General features: G+C 68.3%; 13 protein-coding genes. 9 read left to right on the forward strand and 4 right to left on the reverse strand.

Annotation, left to right across the window (positions count from 1 at the left end; genetic code table 11):
• Nucleotides 1–53: 53 nt before the first annotated feature.
• The 5 genes from gcl to bcp all read left to right on the forward strand — a co-directional run bounded on the left by gcl (nt 54) and on the right by bcp (nt 5,613).
• Nucleotides 54–1,844 carry a glyoxylate carboligase gene (gcl, locus tag BJQ90_RS03400; protein ID WP_226758907.1) on the forward strand — a complete coding sequence of 597 codons (1,791 nt, stop codon included), beginning with the start codon at nt 54–56 and terminating at the stop codon, nt 1,842–1,844.
• Nucleotides 1,845–1,847: 3 nt separating this feature from the next.
• Entirely contained in the window at nt 1,848–3,044 is a 1,197-nt protein-coding gene (locus BJQ90_RS03405) for a glycerate kinase (RefSeq protein ID WP_226758908.1), read from the forward strand.
• Nucleotides 3,037–4,380 (forward strand): allantoinase AllB, encoded by a 1,344-nt coding sequence (gene allB / locus BJQ90_RS03410; protein WP_226758909.1) that lies wholly within the window; start codon nt 3,037–3,039, stop codon nt 4,378–4,380. The genes BJQ90_RS03405 and allB overlap by 8 nt, the downstream gene beginning before the upstream one ends.
• Nucleotides 4,381–4,388: 8 nt before the next feature.
• Nucleotides 4,389–5,045, forward strand: coding sequence for a winged helix-turn-helix domain-containing protein (locus BJQ90_RS03415; protein WP_226758910.1), 657 nt, complete (start codon nt 4,389–4,391; stop codon nt 5,043–5,045).
• An 88-nt stretch (nt 5,046–5,133) separates the two neighbouring features.
• Entirely contained in the window at nt 5,134–5,613 is a 480-nt protein-coding gene (gene bcp / locus BJQ90_RS03420) for a thioredoxin-dependent thiol peroxidase (protein WP_226758911.1), read from the forward strand.
• Nucleotides 5,614–5,695: 82 nt separating this feature from the next.
• Here bcp and BJQ90_RS03425 read toward each other — a convergent pair whose 3' ends face one another.
• Nucleotides 5,696–6,544, reverse strand: coding sequence for a class I SAM-dependent methyltransferase (locus BJQ90_RS03425; RefSeq protein ID WP_226758912.1), 849 nt, complete (start codon nt 6,542–6,544; stop codon nt 5,696–5,698).
• Between the two features lie 95 nt (nt 6,545–6,639).
• Here BJQ90_RS03425 and BJQ90_RS03430 point away from each other — a divergent pair, with 95 nt between their 5' ends.
• From BJQ90_RS03430 to purM, 3 genes are all read left to right on the forward strand, one after another.
• Entirely contained in the window at nt 6,640–6,984 is a 345-nt protein-coding gene (locus tag BJQ90_RS03430; RefSeq protein ID WP_226758913.1) for a hypothetical protein, read from the forward strand.
• A gap of 65 nt (nt 6,985–7,049) precedes the next feature.
• Nucleotides 7,050–8,735 (forward strand): amidophosphoribosyltransferase, encoded by a 1,686-nt coding sequence (gene purF, locus BJQ90_RS03435; protein ID WP_226758914.1) that lies wholly within the window; start codon nt 7,050–7,052, stop codon nt 8,733–8,735.
• Nucleotides 8,732–9,904, forward strand: a complete 1,173-nt coding sequence (gene purM, locus BJQ90_RS03440) for a phosphoribosylformylglycinamidine cyclo-ligase (RefSeq protein ID WP_226758915.1) — start codon at nt 8,732–8,734, stop codon at nt 9,902–9,904. The genes purF and purM overlap by 4 nt, the downstream gene beginning before the upstream one ends.
• Before the next feature lie 148 nt (nt 9,905–10,052).
• On the opposite strand, the gene BJQ90_RS03445 is transcribed toward purM, so the two are convergent.
• Together BJQ90_RS03445 and BJQ90_RS03450 are read right to left on the reverse strand one after the other, a co-directional pair.
• Nucleotides 10,053–10,835, reverse strand: a complete 783-nt coding sequence (locus tag BJQ90_RS03445) for a VOC family protein (protein WP_226758916.1) — start codon at nt 10,833–10,835, stop codon at nt 10,053–10,055.
• Between the two features lie 120 nt (nt 10,836–10,955).
• The gene (locus tag BJQ90_RS03450; protein ID WP_024364970.1) at nt 10,956–11,189 is read right to left on the reverse strand and encodes a DUF3073 domain-containing protein; all 234 of its coding nucleotides are present in this window, start codon (nt 11,187–11,189) and stop codon (nt 10,956–10,958) included.
• Between the two features lie 290 nt (nt 11,190–11,479).
• Here BJQ90_RS03450 and BJQ90_RS22660 point away from each other — a divergent pair, with 290 nt between their 5' ends.
• The gene (locus BJQ90_RS22660) at nt 11,480–12,358 is read left to right on the forward strand and encodes a septum formation family protein (RefSeq protein WP_226758917.1); all 879 of its coding nucleotides are present in this window, start codon (nt 11,480–11,482) and stop codon (nt 12,356–12,358) included.
• Nucleotides 12,359–12,500: 142 nt separating this feature from the next.
• On the opposite strand, the gene clpB is transcribed toward BJQ90_RS22660, so the two are convergent.
• The gene (clpB, locus tag BJQ90_RS03460) at nt 12,501–15,170 is read right to left on the reverse strand and encodes an ATP-dependent chaperone ClpB (protein WP_226758918.1); all 2,670 of its coding nucleotides are present in this window, start codon (nt 15,168–15,170) and stop codon (nt 12,501–12,503) included.
• Nucleotides 15,171–15,317: the final 147 nt, after the last annotated feature.

Consider the following 15,317-nt stretch of genomic DNA (forward strand, 5'->3'; position numbering starts at 1 on the left):
TACGCCGGGCCTTCCTTCAGCACACCCAAAATCAGACTTCCAAGGAGTACACCATGACTAAGATGCGCACCGTAGACGCTGCCGTCGCCATCCTGGAAAAGGAGGGCGCCACCGAGGCGTTCGGCCTGCCAGGGGCGGCCATCAACCCGTTCTACTCCGCCATGCGGAACCACGGCGGGATCCGCCACACCCTGGCCCGCCACGTTGAAGGCGCCAGCCACATGGCCGACGGCTACAGCCGGGCCAAGGACGGCAACATCGGCATCTGCATCGGCACCTCCGGGCCGGCCGGCACGGACATGATCACCGGCCTGTACGCGGCCTGGGCCGATTCCATCCCGATGCTCTGCATCACCGGCCAGGCCCCCGTGGCCAAACTGCACAAGGAAGACTTCCAGGCCGTGGACATCGAGTCCATCGCCAAGCCGGTCACCAAGATGGCCATGACCATCCTGGAACCCGGCCAGGTGCCCGGCGCCTTCCAGAAGGCCTTCCAGCTGATGCGCTCCGGCCGCCCGGGTCCGGTGCTGCTGGACCTGCCCATCGACGTGCAGCTGGCCGAGATTGAATTCGACATCGACACTTACGAACCCCTGGCCGTCGAGAAGCCGCGGGCCAGCCGCCGGCAGCTGGAGAAAGCCCTGGACCTGCTGACTGCTGCGAAGCACCCGCTGATCGTGGCCGGCGGCGGCATCATCAACGCCGGCGCGTCCGCGGAACTGGTGGAACTGGCAGAGCTGCTGGGCGTTCCGGTCATCCCCACCCTGATGGGCTGGGGCGCCATCGCCGACAACCACCCGCTGATGGCCGGCATGGTGGGCCTGCAGACGAGCCACCGGTACGGCAACGAGACCATGCTCGCCTCCGACTTCGTCATCGGCATCGGCAACCGCTGGGCCAACCGCCACACCGGAGGCCTGGACACCTACACGGCCGGCCGCACGTTCGTGCACATCGACATCGAGCCGACGCAGATCGGCCGCGTCTTCTCCCCGGACCTGGGCATCGCCTCCGACGCCGGGGCCGCCCTGGCGGGCCTCGTTGAACTGGCCCGGGAACGCCAGGCCGCGGGCACCCTGCCGGATTACTCCGGCTGGGCCGCCGAGTGCGCCGGGCGCAAGGCCACGATGCACCGCAAGACCCACTTCGAGAACATCCCCATCAAGCCGCAGCGCGTGTACGAGGAGATGAACAAAGCCTTCGGCAAGGACACCACCTACGTCTCCACGATCGGCCTGTCCCAGATTGCCGGCGCCCAGATGCTGCACGTGTTCGGGCCGCGCAAGTGGATCAACGCCGGCCAGGCCGGCCCCCTGGGCTGGACCGCCCCGGCCGCCCTGGGCGTGGTGCGCGGCAAGCCGGAGGAGACCGTCGTCGCCCTGTCCGGTGACTACGATTTCCAGTTCATGATCGAGGAACTGGCCGTCGGCGCGCAGTTCAACCTGCCCTACGTCCACGTGGTGGTGAACAACTCCTACCTGGGCCTGATCCGCCAGTCCCAGCGCGGCTTCAACATGGAACAGAACGTCTCCCTGGCGTTCGAGAACATCAACTCCACCGGTCTCTCCGCGACCGCGAGCGGCTACGGCGTGGACCACATCAAGGTGGCCGAGGGCCTGGGCTGCAAGGCCATCCGGGTGGAAGACCCCAACGACCTCGCCTCCGCCTTCGATAAGGCCAAGGCCATGATGGGCGAGTTCCAGGTTCCCGTGGTGGTTGAAGTGATCCTGGAGAAAATCACCAACATCTCCATGGGCGTGGAAATCAACGCCGTGAACGAGTTCGAGGAACTGGCCGAAACCGCTGCGGACGCCCCCACCGCTATCCTGGCACTGCAGGCCTAAACCATGCGGATCGTCATTGCGCCGGACAAGTTCAAGGGATCCCTCTCCGCCCCGGACGTCTGCAGGCACCTGGAAAAGGGCCTGCAGGCGGGCTCCGGAGGCAACCTTGACGTCATCCGGATTCCCGTGGCCGACGGCGGCGAGGGCACCCTCGACGCCGCCGTCGGCTCCGGTTTCACCCGCCGCACCGTCACGGTGGCCGGCCCCACCGGCGAACCCGTGGACGCGGACTTCGCCGTCCGGAACCACGAGGCCGTCATCGAAATGGCCACCGCCTCAGGGCTCGCGCTCTTGCCGCAGGTCATGGCCGGCGGCCGGCCGGATCCGGAAACAGCCGCCACGGCCACCAGCCGGGGCACCGGACAGCTGATCCGCGCCGCCCTGGATGAGGGCTGCCGCCGCATTGTGCTGGGCGTTGGGGGAAGCGCAAATACCGACGGCGGCGCCGGACTCCTGCAGGGGCTCGGCGCCAGGTTCCTGGACCGCCAGGGCAACGAACTCCCGTCCGGCGGTGCCGCGCTGGCCAATCTCCACAGCATCGACTTCACCGACTTTGAACCCCGTCTGGTGGATACACGCTTTGTGCTGGCGTCCGACGTCGACAACCCCCTGCTGGGCGCCCAGGGCGCCGCGGCGGTTTTCGGCCCGCAGAAGGGCGCCACACAACAGGATGTCGACATGCTCGACGCCGCCCTGGCCAGGTTTGTCGAAGTCCTGGCCAGGGAGATCGGATTCCGTGCTGTTAAGGCAGCCGAAGCGCCCGGCGCCGGGGCGGCAGGCGGTGTAGGCTTCGCGGCCATCGCCGTTCTGGCCGCCACCCGGCGCCCGGGCATCGACGTGGTCCTCGGCTTCACCGGCCTGGCCGAACGCCTGGCCGGCGCCGACCTGGTGATCACCGGCGAGGGAAGCCTGGACGAACAGAGCCTGCTGGGCAAGACCCCCATCGGGGTGGCCCGGGCCGCGGCCGCGCAGGGCGTGCCCGTGATCGCCGTCTGCGGCCGGACCACGCTGGCCCCCGGCCAGGCGGCCGCCGCCGGCTTCGAGGACGTTTATGCTTTGACCGCGCTGGAAAGCAATGTAGACAGGTGCATAGCAGAAGCGGGAGTGCTTCTGGAGCAGCTGGGCACCCGGATCAGCGGCTGGCTGGCGGCCGAAAAGCCCACAGGCACCGCCCATACCAAGGAGGACCTCCGTGTCTGAAGAACGTTTTGACCTGGTCATCCGCGGCCGGCGCATCCTCACCACCGCCGGATTCGCCCCGCGCGAAGTAGGCGTCCGCGGCGGCAGGATCGTGGCCCTGGAACCGCTGGGCAACGGCCTGGCCGGCACCGAGATCATTGAACTGGCCGACGACGAGACTCTCCTTCCCGGCCTCGTGGACACCCACGTGCACGTCAACGAACCCGGCCGCACCGAGTGGGAGGGCTTCGCCTCCGCCACCCGCGCAGCCGCCGCGGGCGGCGTGACCACCATCATCGACATGCCGCTGAACTCCATCCCGCCCACCACCACTGTGGAAGGCCTCAAGCTCAAGCGCGAAGTGGCCGAGGACCAGGCCTTTGTTGACGTGGGCTTCTGGGGCGGTGCTGTACCCGGCAACAAGGCGGACCTGCGGCCGCTGCACGACGAGGGCGTCTTCGGGTTCAAGTGTTTCCTCCTGCACTCCGGCGTGGACGAATTCCCGCACCTGGAAGCGGATGAGATGGAAGAGGACATGGCGGAGCTGAAGTCCTTTGACTCGCTCATGATCGTCCATGCCGAGGATTCGCACGCGATCGACCGCGCCCCGCACCCCGGCGGCGACCACTACGCCACCTTCCTGGCCTCACGCCCCCGCGGCGCCGAGAACAAGGCCATTGCCGAGGTGATCGAACGGGCCCGCTGGACCGGCGCGCGGGCGCACATCCTGCACCTGTCCTCCTCGGACGCCCTGCCCATGATCGCCAGCGCCAAGCGCGACGGCGTGAAGCTCACCGTGGAGACCTGCCCGCACTACCTCACCCTGATGGCCGAGGAAATCCCGGACGGCGCCACCGCGTACAAGTGCTGCCCACCCATCCGCGAGGCCTCCAACCGGGAACTGCTCTGGCAGGGTCTGCTGGAGGGCACCATCGACTGCATCGTCTCGGACCACTCCCCGTCCACCCTGGACCTCAAGGACCTGGAAAACGGCGACTTCGCCGTGGCCTGGGGCGGGGTATCCTCGCTCCAGCTGGGCCTGTCCCTGATTTGGACTGAGGCCCGGCACCGCGGCATCCCGCTGGAACAGGTGGTGTCCTGGATGGCCGGCAAGCCCGCTGCCCTGGCCAGGCTGACCACCAAGGGACAGTTGGCCCTCGGCTACGACGCCGATTTCTCCGTCTTCGCGCCGGACGAGGCCTTCGTGGTGGACGTCTCCAAGCTCAAGCACAAGAACCCCATCACCCCGTATGACGGCAAGGCGCTCTCCGGTGTGGTCCGCCGGACCTTCCTGCGCGGCCACGAAATCGACGGCCGCACTCCCAGCGGACGGCTGCTCCGCCGCGGCGGAGTCTGACGGCTTCCATGGCAACCGAAGCCCATTCCCCAAGAGGCATGTATGTGCGCCGGGATCCGGGTCCGCACGCCGGGCCGCGTCTCAGCGCCCGCGGCCTGGCCGTGTGGGTAACGCCCGGTGCCGGCCAGGACCTCGATGACGCCGTCATAGCGCGGGCCGCGGCACTGCTGCTGGCGCACGCCCTGAAGATTGCCCCGGGGGCGGAAGTCCAGCTCTGGCCTGCCGCCGGGGCTGCGACGTCCGCCGACGGCGGATATCCCGTGCCGTCGTCGTCCGCTGCGGAGGACTCCCCGCAGGAGGACGACGGCGGCGCCACCCGCCTGCCGCCGTCGGCCGGTCCCGCCTGCCTGGTGTGCGTGGACCTTGCCGCGGGCGAGGTGCAGCTGGACGGACAGCGGGTCCCGCTCACCGGCGTCGAGTTCAAACTGCTGCGGTACCTTGTGGAGCACTGCTCCCGCACCGTGGACCGGGAGGAGCTCCGGCTGTTCCTCGAATCTTTTGATTCCCCCGCGGCGGCGTCCCGTTCCATCGATGTGTACGTGGGCCGGGTGCGGCGCAAATTGCGCGGCGGGCGGCATGCCATCACCACGGTGCGCGGCGGCGGCTACCAGTTCGTGCCCGGCCCCTGTGTCAAAGTGCGCGGGCCGGCGGAATACAGCATCTGAACCAGGAGTTGTGCATCAGCAGCCCCTCTTTGTCCCCAGAGCTCCACCGACAGACCCTCCAAAGACCTCCCACCCCCGAAGGATTCCCATGAGCGCCAACCCGACCGTCAAGCTCCAGCCCGGAACCTCCGCCCCGGAATTCACGCTTCCGGACGCCGCGGGGCAGAAGGTCGCGCTGGCCGATTACCGCGGCAAAAACGTCATCGTGTACTTCTACCCCAAGGCTGCCACCCCCGGTTGCACCACCGAGGCCTGCGATTTCCGCGACAGCCTGGCCTCCCTGCAGGGTTCGGGCTATGAAGTGCTGGGCATTTCCCCCGACGCACCCGAGGCGCTGGCGCACTTTACCGGCGACTTCGCCCTGACTTTCCCGCTGCTCGCGGACGAGGACCATGCTGTGGCGCTGGCCTACGGCGCCTGGGGCGAGAAACTGGTCAACGGCGAGGTCACCGAGGCGATCGTCCGCTCCACCGTAGTGCTCGACCCCGAGGGCAAGGTGAAGCTGGCGCAGTACCAGGTCAAGGCGCAGGGCCACGTTGCCGCACTGAAGGAAGAGCTGGGCGTCTAGGCACCCCGCGGTTCCGCGGCGCTTTCGGACGCGCGCACCCCGGATCCGTGCCGCGGCTGCCCGAAATCGCCGCGGAAACCGGTTACACCCGTGTCCCGGCCACAATGGTGGCCGTGGACCGGAGCCGGATGGCCCCGCCGTGTTCGTAGCGGCCAAGCAGCTGGAAGACGTCGGATCGGATCAGCTCCCGGGTGTACCGGTCAGCCTGCGCCAGCCCCACGGCCACTGTAGTCGCGATCTCGGTCATGAACTGCCAGTAGAGCTCCGGTGACGCCTTGACCAGGTCCGTGCTGACCTTCCGCTCGCTGACGTCGACCAGTCCGGCCTCCCTGAAGACCCGGCCCATGTACCCCGGAGCAGCGCAGTGGAACAGGCCAGGCGGGCCCGGAGGCGGCACCGGAATTTCGGTGTGGCGGGCGATCGTCCCGAGGATCAGTGTGGCCCAGGGGTTCTCGGCGGCGCGGCTCCAGACGGCGGCGCTGATCCTAGCGCCCGGCTTGGCCACGCGCACCATTTCCGCCAGCGCGGAGGACACGTTGGGGAAGAACATAAATCCGAAGCGGCAGAGCACGGCATCGAAGGTGCTGTCGTCGAAAGGCAGGTCCGCGGCGTCGCCGACGACGGTGCGCACGTTCTTCAGGCCGCGGGCCGCTGCCTTCTCGGACGCGACCCGGAGCATCCCCTCGGACAGGTCCAGCAGGACGACGCTGCCGCGCGGAACGAGAGCGGCAGCGGTGAGGCCTGGTTCGCCGGTTCCGCTTGCGACGTCCAGGACGGCGGAGTCCGGGCGGAGCCGCGCTTCCTGGATAACGGCATCGCCGAAGGGTGCGTGCCAGCCGAGAACTTCGGCGTCCCATTTTCGCCAGCCGGTGGAAAACTCATCCCAGGTGCTGCGCTGCTGGTCCGTGATCCGCTCTGCTGAGGCTGACATGGCGCTCCTTGGCTGTTCCGTGCCCTCCCCCAACCACTAGTGTGCTCCCGCCGCCCCGCGGTCGCAATGGTTGCCGGGGCAGTAGGCTTAACGGCATGTCTATCCCCGAAAACTCCGGCACCACAGGCGAGCAGCACGTCCCCGAACGGCGTGAAATCACCGTGCGCCGGGCGCCGAAGTACGTGCCGTTCCTGGTCCTGGGCGGGCTCCTGGGCTTCGGTGTGGCCGCGTTCCTCGCCTACGGCCTCCCTGGCGATGAAAGCTACGATGCCAGCGCCGTGTTCGGCTTCTTTATGATCATGTGCGGAGCGGGCGGCGTAATTGTGGGTGGCCTCGTGGCGCTCGTCCTGGACCGTGTGAGTGTCCGCCGGGCCCAGCGCGCCGTCGTCGAATCCGTGCCCGATTCCGTTCCAGACACTGAGGACCGGCCAGGCACCTGAGCCGGCCGCAGGTCATAAAACGGCCGCCGGGAAAGTCCCAGCGCACAACGTGAGATAATCGACCAGTGGCACGCGGCGATGGAAAACTCTCTCATGACCTTCTCCCTGGCGAAAAGGGCCCTCAGGACGCATGTGGCGTCTTCGGGGTCTGGGCTCCCGGCGAAGAGGTTGCAAAACTCACCTATTACGGGCTGTATGCACTGCAGCACCGCGGTCAGGAGTCGGCTGGTATAGCCACCAGCGACGGCAAGCGGATCAACGTCTACAAGGACATGGGACTCGTCTCCCAGGTCTTCGACGAGACCACGCTGAACACCCTGACCGGGCACCTGGCCGTCGGCCACTGCCGTTACTCCACCACCGGCGCCAGCCACTGGGCCAATGCGCAGCCCACCCTGGGCGCGACCGCGACCGGCACCGTGGCCCTGGCCCACAACGGCAACCTGACCAACACCGCCGAGCTCAAGGCCATGATCGTGGACCGCAACGGCGGCCAGCTCACCGGCGAAATGAAGCAGGGTAACACCTCGGACACCGCCCTCGTCACGGCCCTGCTGGAGGGCGAAGAGGGCAAGTCGCTCGAACAGACCGCCATGGAGCTGCTGCCCAAGATCAAAGGCGGCTTCTGCTTCGTCTTCATGGATGAAGGCACCCTCTACGCGGCCCGCGACACGTACGGAATCCGCCCGCTCTGCCTGGGCCGGCTGGAGCGCGGCTGGGTGGTCGCCTCCGAGCAGTCCGCCCTCGCCACGGTCGGCGCCAGCTTCATCCGCGAAATCGAGCCCGGCGAGTTCATCGCGATCGACGAGGACGGCGTCCGCTCCCAGCGCTTCGCCGAGGCGACGCCGGCCGGCTGCGTCTTCGAATATGTTTACCTCGCCCGCCCGGACGCCTCCATTGCCGGGCGCTCCGTGTACGAGTCCCGCGTAGAGATGGGCCGCCAGCTGGCCCGCGAAAACACCCAGGAAGCGGACATCGTCATCCCGGTCCCGGAATCGGGCACCCCCGCGGCGGTGGGCTACGCCGAGGAATCCGGCATCCCCTTCGCCCACGGCTTCGTCAAAAACGCCTACGTCGGCCGGACCTTCATCCAGCCCTCACAGACCCTGCGCCAGCTCGGCATCCGGCTCAAGCTCAACGCGCTGGAATCCGTGATCCGCGGCAAGCGCGTCGTCGTCGTCGACGACTCGATTGTCCGCGGCAACACCCAGCGCGCGATCGTCCGGATGCTCCGCGAAGCCGGCGCCGCCTCCGTCCACGTGAAGATCTCCTCCCCGCCGGTGCAGTGGCCCTGCTTCTACGGCATCGACTTCGCGTCCCGCGCGGAGCTGATCGCCAACGGCGCCACGATCGAGGAAATTTCCCAGGCCATCGGCGCCGACTCGCTGGCCTACATCTCCGAAGACGGCATGATCGACGCCACCCGCCAGCCGCGCGAACGCCTGTGCACCGCCTGCTTCACCGGCCAGTACCCGATCGAGCTCCCGGGCGCTGACAAGCTGGGCAAGAACCTGCTCGAACGCACCGATCTCGGCGGCCTCCCCGCCGCCGCCGGGGACGCCGCCCTCGGCGCCGCAGCGTCGGAAACCGCCGCCGAAGCGGCCGCCGGTATCAGCTCCGAGGAGGATCCGGCCGAAAAGCCCGGTGCCACCGGCTGCGATCCGGGCCCGGACGCCGAATTCGAAGAACTGCTCACCGATGACGATCGCATTGATCGTTCCATTGCTGCCGACAAGAAAGAGCCCGTATGACTTCCGCTTCCCCGGCCGCTGACATGAACGCCGCCCAGAACGCCGTCGGCATCACCTACGCCTCCGCCGGCGTCGACGTCGAGGCGGGCGACCGCGCCGTCGAACTCATGAAGGATGCCGTCAAGGCCACCCATAACTCCTCGGTGATCGGCGGCGTCGGCGGTTTCGCCGGCCTCTATGACGTCTCGAAGCTGCTCACCTACAAGCGCCCGCTGCTGGCCACCTCCACCGACGGCGTCGGCACCAAGGTTGCCATCGCACAGGCCATGGACATCCACGACACCATCGGCTTCGACCTCGTCGGCATGGTGGTCGATGACATCGTGGTGGTGGGCGCCGAGCCGCTGTACATGACCGACTACATCGCCTGCGGCAAGGTCGTCCCGGAGCGCATCGCGGACATCGTCCGTGGCATCGCGGCCGCCTGCTCCGTCGCCGGCACCGCCCTGGTAGGCGGCGAAACCGCCGAGCACCCGGGCCTGCTGGGTGAGCATGAGTACGACGTCGCCGGTGCCGCCACCGGTGTTGTCGAAGCCGCCGACCTGCTGGGCCCGGACCGAGTCCGCGCCGGCGACGTGGTGATCGGCATGGCCTCATCGGGCCTGCATTCCAACGGCTACTCCCTGGTCCGCCGCGTCATCAACCACGCCGGCTGGGCCCTGGACCGCCACGTCTCCGAATTCAGCCGCACGCTGGGCGAGGAACTCCTGGAACCGACCCGCGTCTACGCCGCCGACTGCCTGGACCTGGCCCGCGCCTTCCCGGTGAGCGGCTCCGCCGCCGGCCAGGCCGTGCACGGCTTCAGCCACGTGACCGGTGGCGGCCTCGCCGCCAACCTGGCCCGCGTCCTGCCGCAGGGCCTGCTGGCCACCGTGGACCGCGCCACCTGGCAGCTCCCGGCCATCTTCCGGCTCGTCGCCGAACTGGGCAACGTCCCGCTGGCCGACCTGGAGCGCACGCTGAACCTTGGCGTGGGCATGGTCGCGATCGTCTCGCCCGAGGCTGCCGACGCTGCGGTGAACCGCCTCAACGAACGCGGGCTGCCGGCCTGGGTCATGGGCACCGTGGAGCAGAATTCTGACTCGATCGTCAAGACCGGCCCGGACTATGTCCAGGGTGCCAAGGGCGTCGACGGCGGCGCCGTCCGGCTGGTCAACACCTACGCCTAAACCTCATCGAGTGCTCCCCACCGGCTCCCTCGCCTCGCAAGCTCGGCCAGGGAACCCTGCCGGCGTGGGCCCAAACCGCCGTTTAGCAGGTCCAAAACGGCGGTTGTGGAGCACTCGATCTGTTTAAGCTCGATCTCTGTCCGCGGGCTCAGACCTCCAGGACGCTGAACACGCCGCCCTGCGGATCCTCGAGGGTGGCAATGGTGCCGGCTTCCTCGACCTCGTCCGGTTCAATCAACACCGTGCCGCCGGCAGCCACGGCCGCTGCGACCGCTTCGGCGACGCTGGACACCCCGAAGTACACCTGCCACCCCGGTTTGAGCGTGCCCTCGGCCCCCGCGGGGACTGCGGCGATCCCGGCCACCTCCGCGCCGTCCACCATCAGCGTGGTGTACCTGCCGCCGTCGTCCTGCGGATATTCCGTGACGTCATGCCCAAACAACTGCTGGAAGAATCCGACGGCGGACTGCGGCTCGGGCGTGAGCAGTTCGGCCCACGCCAGGGCACCGGGTTCCCCGCTGCGGCCGGCACCGAAGTGGCTCCCGGCCTGCCACGCGCCGGTGGTTCCCCCTCCGGGCGGGGCGAAGAAGACCATCACCCCGGTGCCGCCCACCGGCTCGGGGCCGAACTCCAGGCTGCCGCCGGCATGGACCAGCCCGTCGGCGAGCTCCCGGGCATCGGAGGACGCGAAGTACACGTTCCACTGCCCGGGCGCTGCGGCGGCCTGCTGCTGCGGGTTCTGCGGCGCGATCACGGTGACCAGGTCCCCGCCGAGGAAAGCCTGCGCGTAGCTGCGCCCGCCGGGGGTGGGCACGTCCTCGTAGCGCCAGCCGAACACGGCGGCGTAGAAGGCCTTGGCCGCCACGACGTCACTGGTCTGCAGGTCCGTCCAGCAGATCTCGCCGTCGGTGAACCCCGCGCGAATGGTCATGGCAGTCCTTCCGGAGCAGAAAACCCGCCGTCCACGCCCATTGCTGGGAGTGGCCGGCGGGCCTGAAATCATGTGGTCGGCAATCCGCTAGCGGAGGTGCATGCCGGAAAGAAGTGTCGACTAACCTATCCGACGGGAATCTACCTCGTCGTCGTCCTCTTCCACATCGTCCGCGTACTTGTCCACATAGGCCGAATAATCCGGCTCTACAGGCTCATTCGAGAACCGACTCGGTGCACGAACCTCAGAGCTTTTAAGCTCACGCTGAAGCGCAGTGTAGTCAGTGTTCGGGGAATAGTACTTAATATCCCGAGCCTGCTTGGTAGCTTTTGCCTTTTGACGGCCGCGCCCCATGGCGTGACCCCCTTTTGTACTCGGACCGGAGGTGGTCACCATTGGCGTTAGTGAGGCCCCGGAATGTTTGGTCAATTTGTCGTACACCTAGATTACATGCTTTCAGCGGTAACTGCTCCCCGCGGCGGCCGCCATGGACAGTGTGGCGCGCGCTGTAACCCCCGGCGGCTCCCCGGCGGCGTGCAGCCCGCCCGGCATCTTAGATAGAGTTCCGTAGTGGACTTCCGGAAACGGGTCCCTCCGGCGGGCGCCCAGCCGCGGAAAAGATGCACGGAAGTGGTGAATTCTCAGTGACCGAAGAGAACGAAAGGCCCGGCGGCGGGCCCAGGGTTTCCGCTGCCGGCGCACCCGGAGAACGGCCAGTCCCTGCCGCACCGGCGGTGCCGGCTTCCGAGCCGTCTGCCGTTCCGCCGAAGCCGTCGACGCCGCCGACGTCCGCGACGCCGGTTGTACCGCTGGCTGCCCCCGCGGCGCAGCCCGCCCGCCCGTCCGAGCCGCCGGTCAGCCGGCCCGATGCCGGGCAGCCCGACCCGCGCCAGCGCCGGGGTGACCGGGACGCCCGGGGAGCCATGGGGTCCGCCGGCGCCGCCCTCGCGGGTGCCGGCAGTGCGGCTTCGGAAAAGGCATCGCAGCTGGCTGGTCTGGTAAGCCGGCAAAGCCCCGCGAGAATCGGTGGCGCCGTTGCCGCCGTCGTCGTTATGGGTCTGCTGATCTGGTGGTTGACGTCGCTGGGCGGCGGCGGCAGCAAGCAGCCTGACGCGGGCGCCTCCCCCGCGGCCGCCACGACGCCGTCGGCCCCCGCGAGCCGCGGGCCGCTTCCGCTGGAAGGGGTGGGCCCGCTGGACTTCCAGCTCGGCGACTGCTTCAAGGACTTCGACCCGGAGGCGCCGCAGTCCACCATCGTGGATTGCACCGCGGGGCACTCGGCACAGCTAATCGCCATCCACCATTATCAGCAGTCGGACGCCTATCCCGGCCTGTCCGCGCTGAAGGACAAAGGCCGCGAGACCTGCCGCAATGCGCAGCTGGCCGCTGCCACCACCAACTACGACCTGAAGCAGCGCAACGCCTACCCGAGCTCCACGAGCTGGGACAACGGCGACCGCCGCGTCGACTGCTACGTCACCGCGGACAACGGGAACGTCATCATGGAATCGCTGATTCCTTAGGGACTTCCTGCGGGGCCTCCGGGGCCTCGTGGCAACAGGCCCCCACCGGAACCTGCGGGCCACGACGGCAACAGCCCCCCACACACAAAACTGCCAGCCGGACCGAGGGCCGGCTGGCAGTTTCCGTTTGAGGCTGCGGGGCTTACTCCTTGCGGCGGACGGAGAGCCCGCTGCCGGTGGAGGCGCCGCCATTGGGCCGGCCCGACCTTTCGGCACCGCCCAGGGTGAGCTCCGTGAGGTCAGGGGCTGTGTCCACAAGCACGGTGTCGCCGTCTGTGATCTCGCCGGCGAGGATGGCCTTGGCCAGCCGGTCCCCAATTTCACGCTGGACCAGCCTGCGCAGCGGCCGGGCACCGTAGGCCGGATCGAAGCCGGTCACCGCGAGCCAGGCGCGGGCGCCCTCGGTCACTTCCAGGTTGAGCCGGCGGCCCTTGAGGCGTTCGCCGAGTTCCTTGACCTGCAGTTCCACGATCCGGGACAGCTCCTCGACGTTCAGCGGGTCGAACAGCACCACTTCATCGAGCCGGTTCAGGAACTCGGGTTTGAAGGACGCGTGCACGGTGGCCATCACGGCCTCGCGCTTGGCGTTCGCGTCCAGGCCCGGGTCGACCAGGAACTGGCTGCCCAGGTTGGAGGTCAGGACCAGGATCACGTTGCGGAAGTCCACGGTGCGGCCCTGGCCATCGGTGAGGCGGCCGTCGTCGAGCACCTGCAGGAGGATGTCGAACACCTCGGGGTGGGCTTTCTCCACCTCGTCCAGCAGCAGCACGGAGTACGGGCGGCGGCGGACGGCCTCGGTGAGCTGGCCGCCTTCCTCATAGCCGACGTAGCCGGGGGGCGCCCCGACGAGGCGGGCCACGGAGTGCTTCTCCGAGTACTCGGACATGTCGATGCGCACCATGGCGCGCTCGTCGTCGAACAGGAAGTCGGCCAGCGCCTTCGCCAGCTCGGTCTTGCCGACGCCGGTGGGGCCGAGGAAGAGGAACGATCCGGTGGGCCGGTTGGGGTCGCTGATCCCGGCCCGGGCGCGGCGGACGGCGTCGGAGACCGCGGTGACAGCCTTGGCCTGGCCGATCAGCCGCTCGCCCAGCACGTGTTCCATCTCCAGCAGCTTCTGGCTCTCGCCCTGCAGCATGCGCCCGGCGGGAATGCCGGTCCAGGCTGAAATCACCTCGGCGATGTCATCGGCGGTGACCTCTTCGGCGACCATAAGGTCCTGCTTGGCGCCGCCCCCGGCCACCCGGGCCGACTCCGCTTCGGCAGCCTCGTTGAGCTCCCGCTCCAGGGCCGGGAGTTCGCCGTACAGAATCCTCGAGGCCGCCTCAAGGTCGCCTTCACGCTGGTATTTCTCGGCGGCGGAACGCAGTTCGTCGATCCGGGCCTTGAGGTCGCCGACGCGGTTCAGGCCGGCTTTCTCAGCTTCCCAGCGGGCGTTGAGCCCGGCCAGTTCTTCCTTCTTGTCCGCCATGTCCGCCCGGATCGCGGCCAGCCGTTCCACGGACGCGGGATCGGTCTCGTTGGCCAGGGCCAGCTCCTCCATGGTGAGGCGGTCCACGGAGCGGCGCAGCTGGTCGATTTCCTCCGGGGCGGAATCAATCTCCATCCGCAGCCGGGAAGCGGCCTCGTCGACGAGGTCGATGGCCTTGTCAGGCAACTGCCGGCCGGAGATGTAGCGGTTCGAGAGTGTCGCGGCGGCGACGAGGGCGGAGTCGGCGATGGCTACCTTGTGGTGTGCCTCGTAGCGTTCCTTGAGTCCGCGCAGGATGCCAATGGTGTCCTCCACGCTCGGCTCCCCGACGAAGACCTGCTGGAAGCGGCGTTCCAGCGCCGGGTCCTTCTCGATGTTTTCACGGTACTCGTCCAGGGTGGTGGCACCGATCAGCCGGAGCTCGCCGCGGGCCAGCATGGGCTTGAGCATGTTGCCGGCGTCCATGGAACTGTCCCCGGACGCACCGGCCCCGACCACGGTGTGGATCTCGTCGATGAAGGTGACGATCTGGCCTTCGGAGCCTTTGATCTCCTCCAGGACGGCCTTAAGCCGCTCCTCGAATTCGCCGCGGTACTTGGCGCCGGCCACCATGGAGGCGAGGTCCAGTGCGATCAGGGTCTTGCCGCGCAGGCTCTCGGGGACGTCGCCGGCCACGATCCGCTGGGCGAGGCCTTCGACCACGGCGGTCTTGCCGACGCCGGGCTCGCCGATGATGACGGGGTTGTTCTTGGTCCGGCGGCTCAGCACCTGGATGATGCGGCGGATTTCGGCGTCGCGGCCGATCACCGGGTCCAGCTTGCCGGCGCGGGCAATGGCAGTGAGGTCGGTGCCGTACTTTTCCAGCGCCTGGAAGGTGTTTTCGGGGTCGGCGGTGTCAACCTTGCGGTCGCCGCGGACCCCCGGCAGGGCAGCGAGCAGGGCCTCGTGGGAGGCCCCGGCGTCGCGCATCAGCTTGCCCACGGTGTCACTGCCGGAGGCCAGCCCCAAGAGCAGGTGCTCGGTGGAGACGAAGCTGTCGCCGATTCGCTCGGCTTCATTCTGGGCATTCTTGATGGCCTGCAGGGCGGTGCGGGACAACTGCGGCTGCTGCACCGAACTGCCGGAGGTGGACGGTAGGGCCTTGATGGCCGTGCTGGCCTGGACGCTGACCGAGTCCGGGTCCGATCCGGTGGCCCGGAGCAGCGCCACCGCGACGCCTTCACGCTGATCCATCAGCGCCTTGAGCAGGTGCGCGGGTTCGAGCTGGGGATTGCCCGCCGTCGAGGCGTTCATGGCGGCTGCCGCCAGAGCCTCCTGGCTCTTGGTGGTGAATTTGGCGTCCAAAGAGAGCTCCTTTCGGGAACATGCTGGTCTTAAAGTTGAGTCTACTCCGCTCAACTTTGCATTAAGTCCCTAGGGCTCCATGTTTGCCGACAGCGAAACGGCTGTCTAGGGCCGGAGTCCCCCGCGGGCACCTCACCCACCCAAAGC

The organism is Arthrobacter sp. SO3, assembly GCF_020532825.1.
Taxonomy (GTDB): Bacteria; Actinomycetota; Actinomycetes; order Actinomycetales; family Micrococcaceae; genus Arthrobacter.

Bases quoted from the DNA above. Each gene is read 5' to 3' on its own strand.
- BJQ90_RS03405 (WP_226758908.1), top strand. From the start codon at position 1,848: ATGCGGATCGTCATTGCGCCGGACAAGTTCAAGGGATCCCTCTCCGCC.
- BJQ90_RS03450 (WP_024364970.1), bottom strand. From the start codon at position 11,189: ATGGGGCGCGGCCGTCAAAAGGCAAAAGCTACCAAGCAGGCTCGGGAT.
- BJQ90_RS03415 (WP_226758910.1), top strand. From the start codon at position 4,389: ATGGCAACCGAAGCCCATTCCCCAAGAGGCATGTATGTGCGCCGGGAT.
- gcl (WP_226758907.1), top strand. From the start codon at position 54: ATGACTAAGATGCGCACCGTAGACGCTGCCGTCGCCATCCTGGAAAAG.
- BJQ90_RS03430 (WP_226758913.1), top strand. From the start codon at position 6,640: ATGTCTATCCCCGAAAACTCCGGCACCACAGGCGAGCAGCACGTCCCC.
- purM (WP_226758915.1), top strand. From the start codon at position 8,732: ATGACTTCCGCTTCCCCGGCCGCTGACATGAACGCCGCCCAGAACGCC.
- BJQ90_RS03425 (WP_226758912.1), bottom strand. From the start codon at position 6,544: ATGTCAGCCTCAGCAGAGCGGATCACGGACCAGCAGCGCAGCACCTGG.
- bcp (WP_226758911.1), top strand. From the start codon at position 5,134: ATGAGCGCCAACCCGACCGTCAAGCTCCAGCCCGGAACCTCCGCCCCG.
- BJQ90_RS03445 (WP_226758916.1), bottom strand. From the start codon at position 10,835: ATGACCATTCGCGCGGGGTTCACCGACGGCGAGATCTGCTGGACGGAC.